The organism is Paracoccus angustae (genome assembly GCF_042648745.1).
GTDB classification, from domain to species: domain Bacteria; phylum Pseudomonadota; class Alphaproteobacteria; order Rhodobacterales; family Rhodobacteraceae; genus Paracoccus; species Paracoccus angustae.
In genome coordinates this window covers 405027-420380 of the sequence record NZ_JBHRXY010000002.1, presented here as the reverse complement: position 1 = coordinate 420380, position 15354 = coordinate 405027, and the positions used below count along the sequence as shown (strand labels likewise).

The 15354-nt window shown below is 67.1% G+C and carries 13 protein-coding genes; 12 read left to right on the top strand and 1 reads right to left on the bottom strand.

Annotated features, from left to right (window positions below):
* Window positions 1–48 precede the first annotated feature (48 nt).
* A complete protein-coding gene (gene pqqA / locus ACFOM8_RS05140; protein WP_076522366.1) occupies window positions 49–141 on the bottom strand; it encodes a pyrroloquinoline quinone precursor peptide PqqA in 93 nt (30 codons plus the stop codon).
* Window positions 142–336: 195 nt separating this feature from the next.
* On the opposite strand from pqqA, the gene ACFOM8_RS05135 reads away from it, so the two are divergent.
* From ACFOM8_RS05135 to argC, 12 genes are all read left to right on the top strand, one after another.
* Window positions 337–1332 (top strand): quinoprotein relay system zinc metallohydrolase 2, encoded by a 996-nt coding sequence (locus ACFOM8_RS05135; RefSeq protein WP_377759916.1) that lies wholly within the window; start codon window positions 337–339, stop codon window positions 1330–1332.
* An 83-nt stretch (window positions 1333–1415) separates the two neighbouring features.
* Window positions 1416–2771, top strand: a complete 1356-nt coding sequence (locus ACFOM8_RS05130; protein WP_377759914.1) for an ABC transporter substrate-binding protein — start codon at window positions 1416–1418, stop codon at window positions 2769–2771.
* A 60-nt stretch (window positions 2772–2831) separates the two neighbouring features.
* Window positions 2832–3827: a carbohydrate ABC transporter permease gene (locus ACFOM8_RS05125; RefSeq protein WP_377759912.1), complete on the top strand. Its 996-nt coding sequence runs from the start codon at window positions 2832–2834 to the stop codon at window positions 3825–3827.
* Window positions 3827–4960 (top strand): carbohydrate ABC transporter permease, encoded by a 1134-nt coding sequence (locus tag ACFOM8_RS05120; protein WP_377759910.1) that lies wholly within the window; start codon window positions 3827–3829, stop codon window positions 4958–4960. The genes ACFOM8_RS05125 and ACFOM8_RS05120 overlap by 1 nt, the downstream gene beginning before the upstream one ends.
* A gap of 3 nt (window positions 4961–4963) precedes the next feature.
* Window positions 4964–6499, top strand: a complete 1536-nt coding sequence (locus tag ACFOM8_RS05115; protein WP_377759908.1) for an alpha-amylase family glycosyl hydrolase — start codon at window positions 4964–4966, stop codon at window positions 6497–6499.
* Window positions 6500–6520: 21 nt separating this feature from the next.
* The gene (locus ACFOM8_RS05110) at window positions 6521–7696 is read left to right on the top strand and encodes an ABC transporter ATP-binding protein (RefSeq protein WP_377759906.1); all 1176 of its coding nucleotides are present in this window, start codon (window positions 6521–6523) and stop codon (window positions 7694–7696) included.
* Window positions 7697–7795: 99 nt separating this feature from the next.
* A complete protein-coding gene (locus ACFOM8_RS05105) occupies window positions 7796–10207 on the top strand; it encodes a membrane-bound PQQ-dependent dehydrogenase, glucose/quinate/shikimate family (protein ID WP_377759904.1) in 2412 nt (803 codons plus the stop codon).
* A 67-nt stretch (window positions 10208–10274) separates the two neighbouring features.
* The gene (locus ACFOM8_RS05100; protein ID WP_377759902.1) at window positions 10275–11219 is read left to right on the top strand and encodes a GAF domain-containing protein; all 945 of its coding nucleotides are present in this window, start codon (window positions 10275–10277) and stop codon (window positions 11217–11219) included.
* Between the two features lie 131 nt (window positions 11220–11350).
* Window positions 11351–12877 (top strand): aldehyde dehydrogenase, encoded by a 1527-nt coding sequence (adh, locus tag ACFOM8_RS05095; protein ID WP_377759901.1) that lies wholly within the window; start codon window positions 11351–11353, stop codon window positions 12875–12877.
* Between the two features lie 125 nt (window positions 12878–13002).
* A complete protein-coding gene (locus tag ACFOM8_RS05090; protein WP_377759899.1) occupies window positions 13003–14061 on the top strand; it encodes a DNA topoisomerase IB in 1059 nt (352 codons plus the stop codon).
* Window positions 14058–14387, top strand: coding sequence for a DUF779 domain-containing protein (locus ACFOM8_RS05085; RefSeq protein WP_377759897.1), 330 nt, complete (start codon window positions 14058–14060; stop codon window positions 14385–14387). Before ACFOM8_RS05090 ends, ACFOM8_RS05085 begins: the two co-directional genes overlap by 4 nt.
* A gap of 55 nt (window positions 14388–14442) precedes the next feature.
* Window positions 14443–15354, top strand: coding sequence for an N-acetyl-gamma-glutamyl-phosphate reductase (gene argC, locus ACFOM8_RS05080; RefSeq protein WP_377759895.1), 912 nt, complete (start codon window positions 14443–14445; stop codon window positions 15352–15354).

Genomic DNA, 15354 nt, shown 5'->3' with positions numbered 1-15354 from the left:
GTCCGATCGCGTCGGACGGGGCCGTTCATGATGCCTGAAGCGGACGCCTCAGAACAGGACCGGTTCGTCCTCGGCCGGGGCGTACATGTTGATTTCCATGCCGCAGGCGATTTCTTTCAGGGTGGGTTTCGTCCAAGCCATGCATTTCCTCCAAATCCACGGCCGCCATCGAGGCGACTGCTTGTCATGTTAGAACAGAGACAACGCGATTCAACACGACTAAGGTCGCAGATGACGGAAAGTTAAACGCCTTGCGGCCTTCTCCGGGAAGATATGGCAATGTTCTTCGCCGTTTTATCCGCCTGCCTGCCGGCAGAGGTTCCCGCCTGCGGACCCGTGACCCTGGTCGGTCGGCCCTTTCCCAGCATGGAGCAATGCGCCGCCGAGGCACCGCGAATCGCGGAAGACTGGCTGGCGGACCGTTCCCCGCTGACCCGGGGCGGCTTGTCCTGCCTGCCCTTGTCCGGGCTTGCCGCCCTGCCGGTCGAAACGCCGGCCCCGGGCATCCATGTCCATCTGGGCCAGGTCGCGCAGTTCGAGGACAGCCCGGACGGCTGGATCGCCAATCTGGGCTTCATCATCGGCCGGGACAGCATCGCGGTGATCGACGCGGGCGCCTCGCGCCAGCAGGGCCAGGCGCTGTTCGCGGCCATCCGGGCCGTCAGCGACAAGCCGATCAGCCATCTGATCGTCACCCACATGCATCCCGACCACGCCTTCGGGGCCGAAGTGTTCCGCGAGGCGGGCGCCGCCATCGTCGGCCATGAACGGCTGGCCGATGCCTTGCAGGCGCGCGGGCCGACCTATCTGGACAACCTGACCCGGCTTTACGGGCCGGGGCCGATGATCGGCACGCGGGTGGTGCTGCCGGACAGCGCCGTCGTGGGCAGTCTGGACATCGACCTGGGCGGGCGCGTCCTGACGCTGACGGCCGCCGGCCCCGCCCACAGCGACAACGACCTGACCGTGCTGGACAGGGCCACCGGCACGCTGTTCGCGGGCGATCTGGTGTTTCGCGGCCTCACCCCGGTGGTCGATGGTTCCCTGACCGGCTGGATCGGCTGGATGGACGGCGCGCGGGACGGCGGTCCCGTTGTGCCCGGCCACGGCCCGGTGGCCCGGGACTGGCAGGAGGCCGTCGGCGCGCAGCGCGATTTCCTGGCCGCGCTGGACCGCGCCACCCGCGACGCCCTGGACGCCGGGTTGCCCCTGTCCCAGGCGGTTCCCGCCATCGTCGATGCCCTGCAACCCTTCGGGGGGGATTGGGCTTCCTTTCCCGAGACCGCCGCGCGCGACGCGACGGCCGCCTACAAGGAGCTGGAGTGGGAGTGAGAATTGACACAACCGCCGCTTTCAAGTGACGATCATGTCAAAGCCTCGCGCATCGGTCGCGGGCACAGGGAGAGAGGAAAGACGTGAAACGATCATTCTACATCACCGTGGCCACGGCCGCGCTGCTGGCCGGGGGCGCCCAAGCGCAACTGGTCATCGAAAAAGGCAGCGACGACCGGATCAACTGGAAGAGCCTGGAGGATTTCGGCGCGGCCCATGCCGATCTCCAGGGGCAGAGCGTGACGATCCTGGCGCCCTGGATGGGGGCCGATCAGGAACTGTTCACCTCCATCGCCGCCTATTTCGAGGACGCGACGGGCGCAACGGTGAACTATTCCGGCTCGACCAGCTTCGAGCAGCAGATCGTCATCGACAGCGAGGCCGGATCGCCCCCCGACATCGGCGTGCTGCCGCAGCCGGGCTTGGCCGCCGAACTGGCCGCAAAGGGATACCTCAAGGATCTGGGCCAGGAGACCGCCCAATGGGTGCGCGACAATTACGCGGCGGGCGACAGCTGGGCCGCGCTTGGCACCTATGAGGGCGCGGACGGGGCCGAAGGGATGTTCGCCTTTCCCTACAAGGCCGACGTGAAGTCGCTGGTCTGGTACGTGCCCGAGAACTTCGAGGACGCGGGCTACGAGATCCCCGAAACCTACGAGGATCTGAAGGCGCTGACCGAACAGATCGCCGCCGACGGGGAAACCCCCTGGTGCATCGGCCTGGCGTCCGGGGGCGCGACCGGATGGCCCGCGACCGATTGGGTCGAGGATCTGATGCTGCGCCTGAACAGCCCCGAGGATTACGACGCCTGGACCACCAACGCGCTGGCCTTCAACGATCCCAAGGTCGTCAAGGCCATCGAGGAATTCGGCTGGTTCGCCAAGAACGACGATTTCGTGGCAGGGGGCGCGGCCTCGGTCGCCTCGAACGACTTCCGCGAAAGCCCCGCCGGTCTGTTCGAAAGCCCCCCGGGCTGCTACATGCACCGGCAGGCGAGCTTTATCCCCTCGTTCTTCCCCGAAGGCACGGTCGAGGGCGAGGATTACGATTTCTTCTATTTTCCCGCCCCTGCCGACGGCAGCCTGGGCCAGCCGGTGCTGGGCGGCGGCACGCTGTTCGGGATTTTCACCGACAATCCCGTGGCCATGGCTTTTATCGAGTTCCTGAAGACGCCCGCGGCCCACGAGTTGTGGATGGCGCAGTCGGGCTTCACCACGCCTTACACCGCCGTCAACATGGACGCCTATGCCGGCGAGACGCAGCGCAAGATGGGCCAGATCCTGCTGGACGCGACCACCTTCCGCTTTGACGGGTCGGATCTGATGCCCGGCGCGGTGGGCGCGGGGGCCTTCTGGACGGGCATGGTCGATTTCGTGGGCGGGGCTTCCGCGCAGGATGTCGCGGACCGCATCCAGCAGACCTGGGCCACGCTGAAGTAACGCCTTGGGCGCGGCGGTCCGCCGCCGCGCCGCGTCACGGGTTCACGGGGGGGTTTCGGCATGGAACTGTTCTGGCTGGCCGTCAGCACGATCGCCATCGGCGTTTTCGGCTGCGTGGCCTGGTTTTGGGGATCGAACTGGATCCTGGACCGCATCTATCCTCCGCGCGGGCCGAATGCCGGGGACAACATCCGCAAGGCCAACCAGATCCGGCCCTGGCTGTTTATGGGTCCCGCGATCCTGTTTCTGGGCGTTTATCTGGTTTACCCGATCTTCGACAGCCTGTGGCGCTCGGTCCACAACGCGCGCGGCACCGATTTCGTGGGCGGCTCGAACTATGCCTGGCTTCTGGGCGACGGCAAGTTCCGCGAATCCATGCGCAACAACCTGGTCTGGCTGCTGGTGGTGCCCGCGCTGTCCACGCTGTTCGGGCTGATCGCCGCGCAGCTGACCGACCGGCTGAAATGGGGCAATATCGGCAAGTCGCTGATCTTCATGCCCATGGCCATCAGCTTCGTGGGCGCGGGGGTGATCTGGAAGTTCATCTACGAATACCGCGAGCCGGGCGAAAACCAGATCGGGCTGCTGAACGCCATCGTGCAGGCGTTCGGCGGCGAGCCGCAGCTGTGGCTGACGCTGATCCCCTGGAACAACTTCTTCCTGATGATCGTGCTGGTCTGGATCCAGACCGGATTCGCCATGGTGATCCTGTCCGCCGCCCTGCGCGGCATCCCCGAGGAAACCATCGAAGCCGCGATCCTGGACGGCGCCTCTGCCTGGCAGGTGTTCTTCAAGATCAAGGTGCCGCAGATCATGGGCACCATCGCGGTGGTCTGGACCACCATCACCATTGTCGTGCTCAAGGTCTTCGACATCGTGTTCGTGATGACCAACGGGCAGTGGGGCACGCAGGTGCTGGCGAACCTGATGTATGACTGGATGTTCCGCGGCACGCCCGATTACGGACGCGGATCGGCCATCGCCATCATCCTGATGATCCTGGTCACGCCCATCATGATCTGGAACATCGTGAACGCCCGGCGGGAGGTGCGGTGATGGAGGGCATGGCCGGACAAAAGTCGAGCCTGACCTGGGCCGTGAACATCGCGGCCTTTCTGCTGGTGCTGCTGTGGACGATCCCGACGGTGGGGCTGCTGGTCTCGTCCTTCCGCGACCGCGAGCAGATCCTGACCTCGGGCTGGTGGCAGTCCTTTTCGCCGCAAGAGGCGACGGGTTTCGTGCGCACCGGCACGGGCGAGGATGCGGTGCAGCAAGACGGGCTTTACGTGATCGAGGGCAATGTGCTGTCCGAAGGCCAGACCCTGATCGGCTGGGGCACCCGAGCCCGCGAACCCGCAGCCTTTGCCCCCGGCGAGACGGCCGAGATCGGCGACGGCTGGCAGGTCACGGTGGCGGAGGACGGCACCTACCGCATGACCTCGCCCGCCCCCTTCGAGATGCGGCGGGGCGAGCGGATCTTCGTTACGACCGGCGCGCCCGCCCGGCTGACGACCGAGAACTACAACCGCGTGCTGACCGCCGAGGGCCTGGGCCGCGCCTTCATGAACACCCTGACCGTGACCATTCCGGCAACCGTGATCCCGATCCTGATCGCGGCCTTTGCGGCCTATGCCCTGGCCTGGATGGAATTTCCGGGCCGCGCCCTGCTGACCGCCGCCGTGGTGGGCCTGCTGGTCGTGCCCTTGCAGGTGGCGTTGATCCCGCTTTTGCGCCTGCACAACGATCTGGGCATCGGCAAGGGATACCTGGGGATCTGGCTGGCCCACACCGGCTTCGGCCTGCCCCTGGCGATCTATCTGTTGCGCAACTACATGGTCGGCCTGCCGCGCGAGGTGATCGAGAGCGCCCGCGTGGACGGCGCCACCGAGTTCCAGATCTTCCGCAGGATCATCCTGCCGCTGTCCTTTCCGGCGCTGGCCTCGTTTGCGATCTTTCAGTTCCTTTGGGTCTGGAACGACCTGCTTGTCGCCACCGTTTTTCTTGGCAATACACGCGAACAGCTGGTCATGACCGGCGTCCTGCGCGAGCTGATGGGATCAAAGGGCGGCGAATGGGAAATCCTCGCCACTTCGGCCTTCATCTCGATCGCGGTTCCGCTGGCCGTGTTCTTCGCGATGCAGAAATATCTGGTCCGCGGCCTTCTGGCCGGGTCCGTGAAAGGTGGATGAGACTTGACCGCAACGGCAATCGACTGGTGGAAGGGTGGAGTCATCTATCAGATCTATCCGCGCAGTTTCCAGGACACGACCGGCGACGGCATCGGCGATCTTGCGGGCATCACGCAGCGCCTGCCCTATGTGGCCTCGCTGGGGGTGGACGCGGTCTGGATCTCGCCCTTCTTCACCTCGCCCATGAAGGATTTCGGCTATGATGTCAGCGATTACCGCGGCATCGAGCCGCTGTTCGGCAGGATGGAGGATTTCGACGTTCTGATCGAACGGGCCCATGATCTGGGCCTGAAGGTGATGATCGACCTGGTGATGTCGCATACCTCGGACCGCCATCCCTGGTTCGCGGAAAGCCGCGCCAGCCGGGACAACCCGCGCGCCGGCTGGTATGTCTGGGCCGATCCCAAGCCCGACGGGACGCCGCCCAACAACTGGCTGTCGATCTTCGGCGGCCCCGCCTGGCAATGGGACGCCCGGCGCGAACAGTATTACCTCCACAATTTCCTGGCCTCGCAGCCCGATCTGAACTTCCACAATCCCGATGTGCAGGACGAGCTGCTGGACATGGCGCGGTTCTGGCTGGACAAGGGGGTGGACGGCTTCCGCCTGGATACCGTCAACTTCTATTTCCACGACGCGCAGCTGCGCGACAACCCGCCCCTGCCCAGGGAGCAGCGCAAGGCCGACACCGCGCCCGCGGTGAATCCCTACAACCACCAGAGCCACCGCTTCGACAAGTCGCAGCCCCAGAACATCGCCTTTCTGGAACGTTTCGCGGCGCTTCTGAGCGGCTACGGCGCCGCCGTGATCGGCGAGATCGGCGACAGCGAGCGCGCGCTGGAACTGCTCGAGGAATATACCGGCGTCGCGGGCCGGATGCAGATGTCCTATGTCTTCGACTTCCTGTCCGGCAGCGACCTGGCCGCGGCCCGGATCAGCCAGGTCTTCGAGGCGCTGCATGCGGTGGCGCCCAATTCCTGGCCATGCTGGGCCATGTCGAACCACGATGTCGTTCGCCACATCAGCCGCTGGAACCTGTCCGACCAGGCCGCCAAGGCCTATGCCACGGTGCTGCTGTGCCTGAAGGGGTCCGTCTGCCTGTACCAGGGCGAAGAACTGGGCCTGCCGGAAGCCGACATCGCCTTCGAAGACCTCCAGGATCCCTACGGCAAGGAGTTCTGGCCCGAGTTCAAGGGCCGCGACGGCTGCCGCACGCCGATGGTCTGGGACATGGGCGTCAACGGCGGCTTCTCGACCGCACGACCCTGGCTGCCGATCCCTCATGCGCATCTGCAACGCACCGTGGTCGCGCAGGAAGCCGACGCCCAGTCGGTGCTGCACCATTACCGCTGGGCCATCGGCCTGCGCCGCAAGCATTCGGCGCTGCGGGGCGGGGACATGACCGACATCCGGGCCGAGGGTCCGGTGCTGACCTTCAACCGGGCCGATGACCAGCAGACGCTGCATATCCGCGCCAACCTGTCGGCTGACGAGGCGGGGGGCCTTCGTCCCTGGCAGGTCCAGATCATCGAGGGATAGGGTTCACAAGGGAGGACGCCGATGGCCGATCTGACACTGAGAGATGTCGCCAAATCCTATGGCGACGTGCATGTCCTGCGGAACATCGACCTCGACATCCGGTCGGGCGAGTTCATCGTCTTCGTCGGCCCCTCGGGCTGCGGGAAATCCACCCTTCTGCGCATGATCGCCGGGCTGGAGCGGATCAGCGCCGGCACGCTGGAGATCGACGGGCAACGGATGAACGACATCCCGCCCTCCCAGCGGGGCATCGCCATGGTGTTCCAGTCCTATGCGCTGTATCCGCACATGACGGTGCGCGACAACATGGCCTTTGCGCTGAAGATCGCGGGCAAGTCGCGCGCCGAGGTGCAGGAGGCCACCGACCGCGCGGGCCGGATGCTGCAATTGACCCCCTATCTGGACCGCCTGCCCAAGGCCCTGTCGGGCGGGCAGCGCCAGCGCGTCGCCATCGGCCGGGCCATCGTGCGCGACCCCAAGGTTTATCTGTTCGACGAGCCCTTGTCGAACCTGGACGCCGCGCTGCGCGTGGCCACCCGGATCGAGATCGCGCAGCTCAAGGCCGCGATGCCCGACCGCACGATGATCTACGTCACCCACGACCAGACCGAGGCGATGACCCTTGCCGACCGCATCGTCGTGCTGGCGGGCGGCGGCATCGCCCAGGTCGGCGCGCCGCTGGAGCTTTACGAACGGCCCGTCAACGAATTCGTGGCACAGTTCATCGGCAGCCCGGCCATGAACCTGCTGCCCGGCCGCGTGGCGGGCATAGGCGCCACCACCACCGTGCAGCTTGACGGCGGCGACACCGCGCTTGTGGCGATCCCCACCCGCCCGGGCGACGAGGGGATGCGCGTCAGCCTGGGCGTCCGCCCCGAGGACATGCGCGAAACCGACGGATCCGCGCTGTTCGAAGGCGCCGTCGATCTGACCGAGGCCCTGGGCGAGGTGACGCTGCTTTACTTCGGCACGGGCGGCGAGACCGCCCCCGTCATCGCCAAGCTGCCCGGCATCCATCCCGGCCTGACCGGCAGAACCGTGCGCCTGACCGCCGATCCGGCGGCGCTGCACCTGTTCCACGACGGCAGGTCGCTGCTGTATCGCGACGGCGTGGATCTGCCGCCATACCAGCCGCGCGCGACGGCAGGGACGGCGGCGGGGGCGGGGGCAGGGGCGGGGGCGCATCTTCCGGCCTGAAGGAACGGCCGGCGGTTTGCGCAAGGCGCATGGCCGGCCTTCCGAAATTTCCGGGAACCATGGGCGGCCGTTCCGGTTCGGGTTGCGAAGGGGGCAGGCATGCGCATCATCATCACGTTGGTTTTCGCCGTCATCGGGGCCGTTCTTCTGGCCGGAGGCGTTTATCTTGCGACCTTGGGCGGAAGCCCCTTTATCGCCTTTTCGGGCGCGGCGCTGCTGCTTGTGGCGGTGCTGGCGGCCGCCCGAAGCCCCTATTCCCGGTGGATCTACGCGGCCTTTCTGATCGCCCTGGCGGTCTGGTCCTGGCGCGAGTCCGGCTATGACTGGTGGGCGCTGGCGTCGCGGATGGGGATGTTCCTGATCCTGGGCCTGCTGCTTCTGCTGCCCATCGGCGCCCCGCGCGACCGGCCCGGCCGGATCGCCCTGTTCGCCGTCACCGCCATTGCCGGCATCGCCCTGCTGGGCAGCCTTGCCACCGACCCGCACGAGATCCGGGGCGCGCTTCCCGACCGGATCGTCAATCCCGACCCCGCCATGGGCCCGCCCGGCGGCCCGGACGACTGGCTGGCTTATGGGCGCACCAGCTTCGGGCAGCGGTTCTCTCCGCTGGACCAGATCACCGCCGAAAACGTGGGCGCGCTGGAAACCGCCTGGACCTACCGGACCGGCGACATGCGCCTGCCCGAGGACACCGACGAGACGACCTATCAGGCGACCCCCATCAAGGTGGGCAACACGCTGTATCTGTGCACCCCGCACAACTGGCTGGTGGCGCTGGACGCCGATACCGGGGCCGAACGCTGGGTCTACAAGGCGGCCATCGGCCCGCTGGGCCAGCGGCAGCATCAGACCTGCCGGGGCGTCAGCTACTGGCCGGGCGAAGGGGCCGCGGCCACCGCGTCCGCCGCGGCGCCCGAACCCGTGGTGCTGCCCGCCTCGACCGACCATCCGCAAAGCCCCGCCGTCAGCGCCGATGCGCAATCCTCGGGGCCCTGCACCGACCGCATCTTCATGCCGACCTCGGACGCGCACATGCTGGCGCTGAACCCGCAGACCGGGCAGCTGTGCAGCGATTTCGCCGACAACGGCGCGCTGAACCTGATCCACAACATGCCCTTCCGGCAGGCGGGCTTCTATTACTCCACCTCGCCCCCGGTGATCGTGGGCAATGCCCTGATCGTGGGCGGGGCGGTGAACGACAATTACGACGTGAACGCGCCGTCGGGCGTGATCCGCGCCTATGACGTGCGCGACGGGCGGCTGCTGTGGAACTGGGATTCGGGCAATCCCGACGCCACCGCGCCCTTTGACGTGACCGACCCGACGCAGACCTATACGCCGTCCTCGCCCAACAGCTGGGCGCCCTTGTCGGCGGATCCCGCGCTTGGGCTGGTTTATGTGCCCATGGGCAACCGCACGCCCGATCAGCTGGGCATGTTCCGCAACGAGGCCGAGGAAACCTATTCCAGTTCCGTGGTGGCGCTGGACGCGGCGACCGGGCAGGCCCGCTGGGTCCGGCAGTTCGTCCATCACGACCTGTGGGACATGGACACGCCCGCGCAGCCCACGCTGCTGGATCTGGACATGCCGGAGGGCCGGGTGCCCGCCCTGGTGGTGCCCACCAAGCAGGGCGACGTTTATGTGCTGAACCGCCAGACGGGCGAGCCGATCCTGCCCGTCACCGAACGCCCCGCCCCCCAGGGCACCATCCCCGAGGATTTCGCGGCCCCCACGCAGCCCGTTTCGGCGTTGTCCTTTGAACCGGAGCCGCTGACCGAACAGAAGATGTGGGGCGCGACGCTGATCGACCAGATGCTGTGCCGGATCGAGTTCCGCAAGCTGCGCTACGAAGGCCGCTACACGCCCCCGTCCTTGCAGGGCACGATCGTTCACCCCGGCAATTTCGGCGTCTTCAACTGGGGCGGCATCGCCGTCGATCCGCGCCGCCAGGTGATGTTCGGGATGCCGCTGCAACTGGCCTTCACCTCGCGCCTGGTGCCTGCCGAACAGGCCGAGGGCCGCGCCACCAATTCCGGTGAACAGGGCCTCAATTCCAATGCCGGGGCGCCCTACGCGGTCGAGATGGGGCCGTTCCTGTCGCCCTTGGGGGTGCCCTGCCAGCAGCCGCCCTGGGGTTTCGTCGCGGGCGCCGACCTGCGCACCGGAGAGATCGCCTGGAAGCGCCGCAACGGCACGACCATGGACATGACGCCGCTGCCCTTGCCGCTGCCCCTGGGAATGCCGGGCATCGGCGGGCCGGTGATCACCGGATCGGGCGTGGTCTTCATGGCGGCCGCGGTGGACAACTACCTGCGGGCCTACGACTTGACCACGGGCCGCGAATTGTGGCGCGGGCGGCTGCCCGCGGGCGGACAGGCCACGCCCATGACCTATCTGGACAGCCAGGGCCGGCAGACGGTGGTGCTGGTCGCGGGGGGGCACGGGTCCATCGGCACCGACCTGGGCGATCACGTGCTGGCCTGGCGCCTGCCTGCGGCCACCGGCAATTAACGCTTGGCCGGATCGCGTTCCTGCGTGTTATAGTGCCCGCTACCGACCGAGGAGGAGCCGGCCCGGTATGCGTCACGCCGATCACGTCGCCCGGACATCGCAGTCCAGTTCCGAAACCTCGGCCCTTGCCGCGTCCTGGCGGCGGTCGCTGCTGAAGCACGGGCTGGACCCGTCCGACGCGCGCCGCCCCGAGCGCCTGACCCTGGCCGAACTGGCCCGCCGCAGGCAGGCGATGGAGCATTTCCTGCGCGTGGCCGGACCGCAACTGGACCAGCTGTTCGGCCTGGTGGGCTTGTCGGGCTGCAATGTCCTGCTGACCGATGCGGAGGGCGTGGTGCTGGACCAGCGGGTGAATGCGGCCGATGCCGAACAGTTCCGGGACTGGGGCTTGTGGCAGGGCGCCGACTGGTCCGAGGCCGTGCAGGGCACCAACGGCATCGGCACCTGCCTGGCCGAGGGGCGGCCCATCACGATCCACCGCGGCGAACATTTCCACACCCGCAACACCGCCATGTCCTGCATGGACGCGCCGATCTGGGGACCGGACGGGCGGCTGCTGGCGGCGCTGGATGTCAGCAGCGCGCGGGCCGACCAGACCGAACGCTACAACCGTCTGATCTCGGCCCAGGTGGCGCAGACCGCCCGCGCCATCGAAACGGTGTTCTTCCGCGCCAGCTATCCCGGCGCCCGGATCGTCGCGCCCGGCGATTCGGTCGATGCGGCGGTCCTGCTGGCCGTGGACACGGACGATCTGGCCATCGGCGCGACCCGCGCGGCGCGCCGCGTCCTGGGGCTGGAGCGCGAAGGCGCGATCCGCCCGCGCCCGGCCGCCGACCTTTTGGGCCGGGACGACGACCTGACGGGCTTCGACAAGGCCGAACGCGCCGCCGTGGCCCGCGCCCTGGCGCGGGCCGACGGCAACGTGTCCGCCGCCGCGCGCGCCCTGGGGGTGGGGCGGGCCACGCTTTACCGCCGCATGGCAAGGCTGGGGCTGACCGAAAGATCCGGCTGACTGTCTCATCCGTGAGACAGGGCCGCGGCTGCGGCGCGGGGTCGGCGGTTGCATCGAATCGCGCAGCCGCCAAGCTGTCATCCATACCCGGAGAGGGAGAGACTCCGGGCCAAATCCGAGAGGAGGAAACGATGCCGAACGACCAGACGCACGAATTCCGCGGCGTGGGCGTGATGCCCTTTGCCAAGCGTTACGACAACTTCATCGGCGGACAGTGGACCGCGCCGAAGTCGGGCCGCTATTTCACCAACACCACCCCCATCACCGGCGCCGAAATCGGCGAGATCGCCCGGTCGAACGCCGACGACATCGAAGCGGCGCTTGATGCCGCCCACGCCGCCAAGGACAAGTGGGGCCAGACCTCGGCCGCGGAACGGTCCTTGATCCTGCTGCGCATCGCCGACCGGATGGAACAGAACCTGGAACTGCTGGCGACCGCGGAAACCTGGGACAACGGCAAGCCGATCCGCGAAACCATGGCCGCCGACCTGCCGCTGGGCATTGACCATTTCCGCTATTTCGCGGGCGTGCTGCGCGCGCAGGAAGGCGGGATTTCGGAAATCGACCACGACACCGTCGCCTATCATTTCCACGAACCCCTGGGCGTGGTGGGCCAGATCATCCCGTGGAATTTTCCGCTGCTGATGGCGGTGTGGAAGCTGGCGCCCGCCCTGGCCGCGGGCAACTGCGTGGTGCTGAAACCGGCCGAGCAGACCCCCGCCAGCATCATGGTCTTCGTGGACCTGATCGCCGACCTGCTGCCGCCGGGCGTGCTGAACGTCGTCAACGGCTTCGGGCTGGAGGCGGGCAAGCCGCTGGCCAGCAATCCGCGCATCGCCAAGATCGCCTTTACCGGGGAAACCACCACCGGGCGGCTGATCATGCAATACGCGTCCGAAAACCTGATCCCGGTGACGCTGGAACTGGGCGGCAAGTCCCCCAACGTCTTCTTCGAGGATGTGGTCCGCGAAGACGACGATTTCTTCGACAAGGCCATCGAGGGCTTCGTGATGTTCGCGCTGAACCAGGGCGAGGTCTGCACCTGCCCGTCGCGCGCGCTGATCCAGGAATCGATCTATGACCGGTTCATGGAACGCGCGCTCAAGCGCGTCGAGGCGATCAAGGGGGGCGACCCGCGCGATGCCGCCACCATGATCGGCGCCCAGGCCTCGTCGGAACAAAAGGAAAAGATCCTGTCCTATTTCGACATCGGCCGCAAGGAAGGCGCCGAGGTGCTGATCGGCGGCGAGGCGGCCGACCACGGCGGCGAACTGTCGGGCGGATACTACATCAAGCCGACGGTGTTCCGCGGCAACAACAAGATGCGCATCTTCCAGGAGGAAATCTTCGGCCCCGTTGTGTCCGTCACCACCTTCAAGGACAGGGACGAGGCGCTGTCGATCGCCAACGACACGCTTTACGGCCTGGGCGCGGGCATCTGGTCGCGCGAGGCCAACACCTGCTACCGCTTCGGCCGCGCGATCAAGGCGGGCCGGGTCTGGACCAATTGCTATCACGCCTATCCGGCCCATGCGGCCTTTGGCGGCTACAAGCAGTCGGGCATCGGCCGCGAGAACCACAAGATGATGCTGGATCATTACCAGCAGACCAAGAACATGCTGGTCAGCTACAGCCCGAAGAAGCTCGGCTTCTTCTGAAACGGGCGGGCCGGGGCGAACCCGGCCTGTCCTGCCGCGCCCGGCGTGCGCCTGTCCTTCCCCCAGGGCGCAACCTTCCGCCGGGCGCGGCGTTGAACCGGAAGCCAACCGCTTCCGGTTCTCACATGCCCAAGGACGCCGTTATCTCCGACCCCCGCGATGCCGCGAAAGAGGCGGGGCTGGTTTATGTCAACGACGACATGCCGGGGATCACCCGGAAACGGTCCGGCAAGGGCTTCACCTATCGCGGGCCCGACGGCCGGGCGATCACCGACAAGGCCGAACGGGCGCGGCTGGCGTCCCTGGCGATCCCGCCGGCCTATACCGATGTCTGGATCTGCCCCGATCCGCGCGGCCACATCCAGGCCACGGGCCGCGACGACAAGGGGCGCAAGCAATACCGCTATCATCCCGATTTCCGCGCCGTCCGCGACAGCGCCAAATACGATCACATGTTGGACTTCGCCCATGCCCTGCCGCAGATCCGCGCGCGGGTGGACGCGGACATGTCGCGGCGCGGGCTGCCCGCCGAAAAGGTGCTGGCGACCGTGGTGCACCTGCTGGAAAACACCATGATCCGCGTGGGCAATCTCGACTATGCCAGGCAGAACAAGTCGCACGGGCTGACCACACTGCGCGACCGGCATGTGAAGATCGACGGCAGCGAGGTGCGCTTCCGCTTCAAGGGCAAGTCGGGCAAGGAATGGAACCTGGGCCTGCGCGACCGCCGCGTGGCCCGGATCGTGCGCGCCGCCCAGGACATCCCCGGCCAGCACCTGTTCCAGTACCTTGACGAGAACGGCGAACGGCAAAAGGTCACCTCGACCGAGGTGAACGATTACCTGCGCGAGATTTCCGGCCAGAACGTCACCGCCAAGGATTTCCGCACCTGGACCGGCACCGTTCTGGCCGCCCTGGCGCTGATGGAATACGAGGCCTGCGACAGCCAGGCCGCCGCCAAGCGCAACATCCGCGACGCGATCGAGCGGGTCGCCAGCCGCCTGGGCAACACGCCCACGATCTGCCGCAAATGCTATATCCACCCCGAGGTGATCGACGCCTATCTGGCCGACGAGTTGAAGCTGGAATTGCGCGAGGAAATCGAGGACGATCTGCAACAACCCGGCCTGCGCCCCGAGGAGCGGCAGGTGCTGGAATTCCTGAAGAAAAGGTTGAAGGCATGAGCAGCGTCACCGCCACCCCCGCCGCCCTTGATCTGATCGCCGAGATCGTGGCCGATCACGGCCCCGTCCTGTTCCACCAGTCGGGCGGCTGCTGCGACGGGTCATCGCCCATGTGCTATCCGCAGGGCGATTTCCGCGTCGGCGAACGCGACGTGAAGCTGGGCGAGATCGGCGGCGCGCCCTTCTACATCAGCGCCTCCCAGGCCGAGGCCTGGGCGCATACGGATCTGGTCATCGACGTGGTGCCCGGGCGCGGCGGCATGTTCAGCCTGGACAACGGGCGCGAAAAGCGGTTCCTCACCCGGTCGGAAATCTGCCGGATCTGATTGGCAGGGGGTCGGCGGTCCCCTATAACGCCCCGACATCATCGGGGATCGGGTCATGGCATACAGCGTTTTCATAGACGGCGAGGCAGGCACCACCGGCCTGCAAATCCGCGAAAGGCTGGCACCGCGCGATGACATCCGCCTGATCGCCATCGACCCCGACCGCCGCAAGGACGCGGACGCCCGGCGCGAGGCGTTCCAGCAGGCCGACGTGGCGATCCTGTGCCTGCCCGACGACGCCGCGCGCGAAGCCGTGGCCCTGGCCGCCGATCTGGACACGCGGATCATCGACGCCTCGACCGCGCACCGGGTGGACGCGGCCTGGGCGTTCGGGTTCCCGGAACTGAATGCCGGGGCGCGCGACCGGATCGCGGGCGCGCGGCTGGTCAGCAATCCCGGCTGCTATTCCACCGGCGCCATCGCCATCCTCGCGCCGCTTGTGGCCGCGAACCTGATCGCCCCGGACGAACCCCTGACCATCAACGCCGTCAGCGGCTATACCGGCGGCGGCAAGGCGCTGATTGCGGAATACGACAGCGGCGCGGCGCCCGTCCATTTCGTCTACGGCCTGAACCAGCGCCACAAGCACATCCCGGAAATCATGGCCCATGCGGGCCTTTCCCGGCAGCCGGTCTTCGCGCCGGCGGTGGGCAATTTCGCCCAGGGCATGGCGGTGCAGGTGCCGCTGTTCCTGGACGGACGGCGGACCCTGGACAGCCTGACCCGGGTTCTGGCCGATCATTACGCGGGCCAATGCTTCATCGAGGTCGCCCAGGGCGCCGGTCCCCGCATCGTCCCGACGGATCTCAACAACACCAACAGGCTGCGCATCACCGTGCAGGGCGATGCGCAGAATGGCTGCGCCACGGTTGTGGCGGTTCTGGACAACCTGGGCAAGGGCGCATCGGGCGCGGCGGTCCAGAACCTCAACATCATGCTGGGCGTGGACGAAGGGTCGGGCCTTTAG

Excerpts from the sequence above, each read along its gene's own strand:
- pqqA (WP_076522366.1), bottom strand. The coding sequence starts at position 141 with ATGGCTTGGACGAAACCCACCCTGAAAGAAATCGCCTGCGGCATGGAA.
- ACFOM8_RS05125 (WP_377759912.1), top strand. The coding sequence starts at position 2,832 with ATGGAACTGTTCTGGCTGGCCGTCAGCACGATCGCCATCGGCGTTTTC.
- ACFOM8_RS05120 (WP_377759910.1), top strand. The coding sequence starts at position 3,827 with ATGGAGGGCATGGCCGGACAAAAGTCGAGCCTGACCTGGGCCGTGAAC.
- ACFOM8_RS05110 (WP_377759906.1), top strand. The coding sequence starts at position 6,521 with ATGGCCGATCTGACACTGAGAGATGTCGCCAAATCCTATGGCGACGTG.
- ACFOM8_RS05105 (WP_377759904.1), top strand. The coding sequence starts at position 7,796 with ATGCGCATCATCATCACGTTGGTTTTCGCCGTCATCGGGGCCGTTCTT.
- ACFOM8_RS05100 (WP_377759902.1), top strand. The coding sequence starts at position 10,275 with ATGCGTCACGCCGATCACGTCGCCCGGACATCGCAGTCCAGTTCCGAA.
- adh (WP_377759901.1), top strand. The coding sequence starts at position 11,351 with ATGCCGAACGACCAGACGCACGAATTCCGCGGCGTGGGCGTGATGCCC.
- ACFOM8_RS05090 (WP_377759899.1), top strand. The coding sequence starts at position 13,003 with ATGCCCAAGGACGCCGTTATCTCCGACCCCCGCGATGCCGCGAAAGAG.
- ACFOM8_RS05085 (WP_377759897.1), top strand. The coding sequence starts at position 14,058 with ATGAGCAGCGTCACCGCCACCCCCGCCGCCCTTGATCTGATCGCCGAG.
- argC (WP_377759895.1), top strand. The coding sequence starts at position 14,443 with ATGGCATACAGCGTTTTCATAGACGGCGAGGCAGGCACCACCGGCCTG.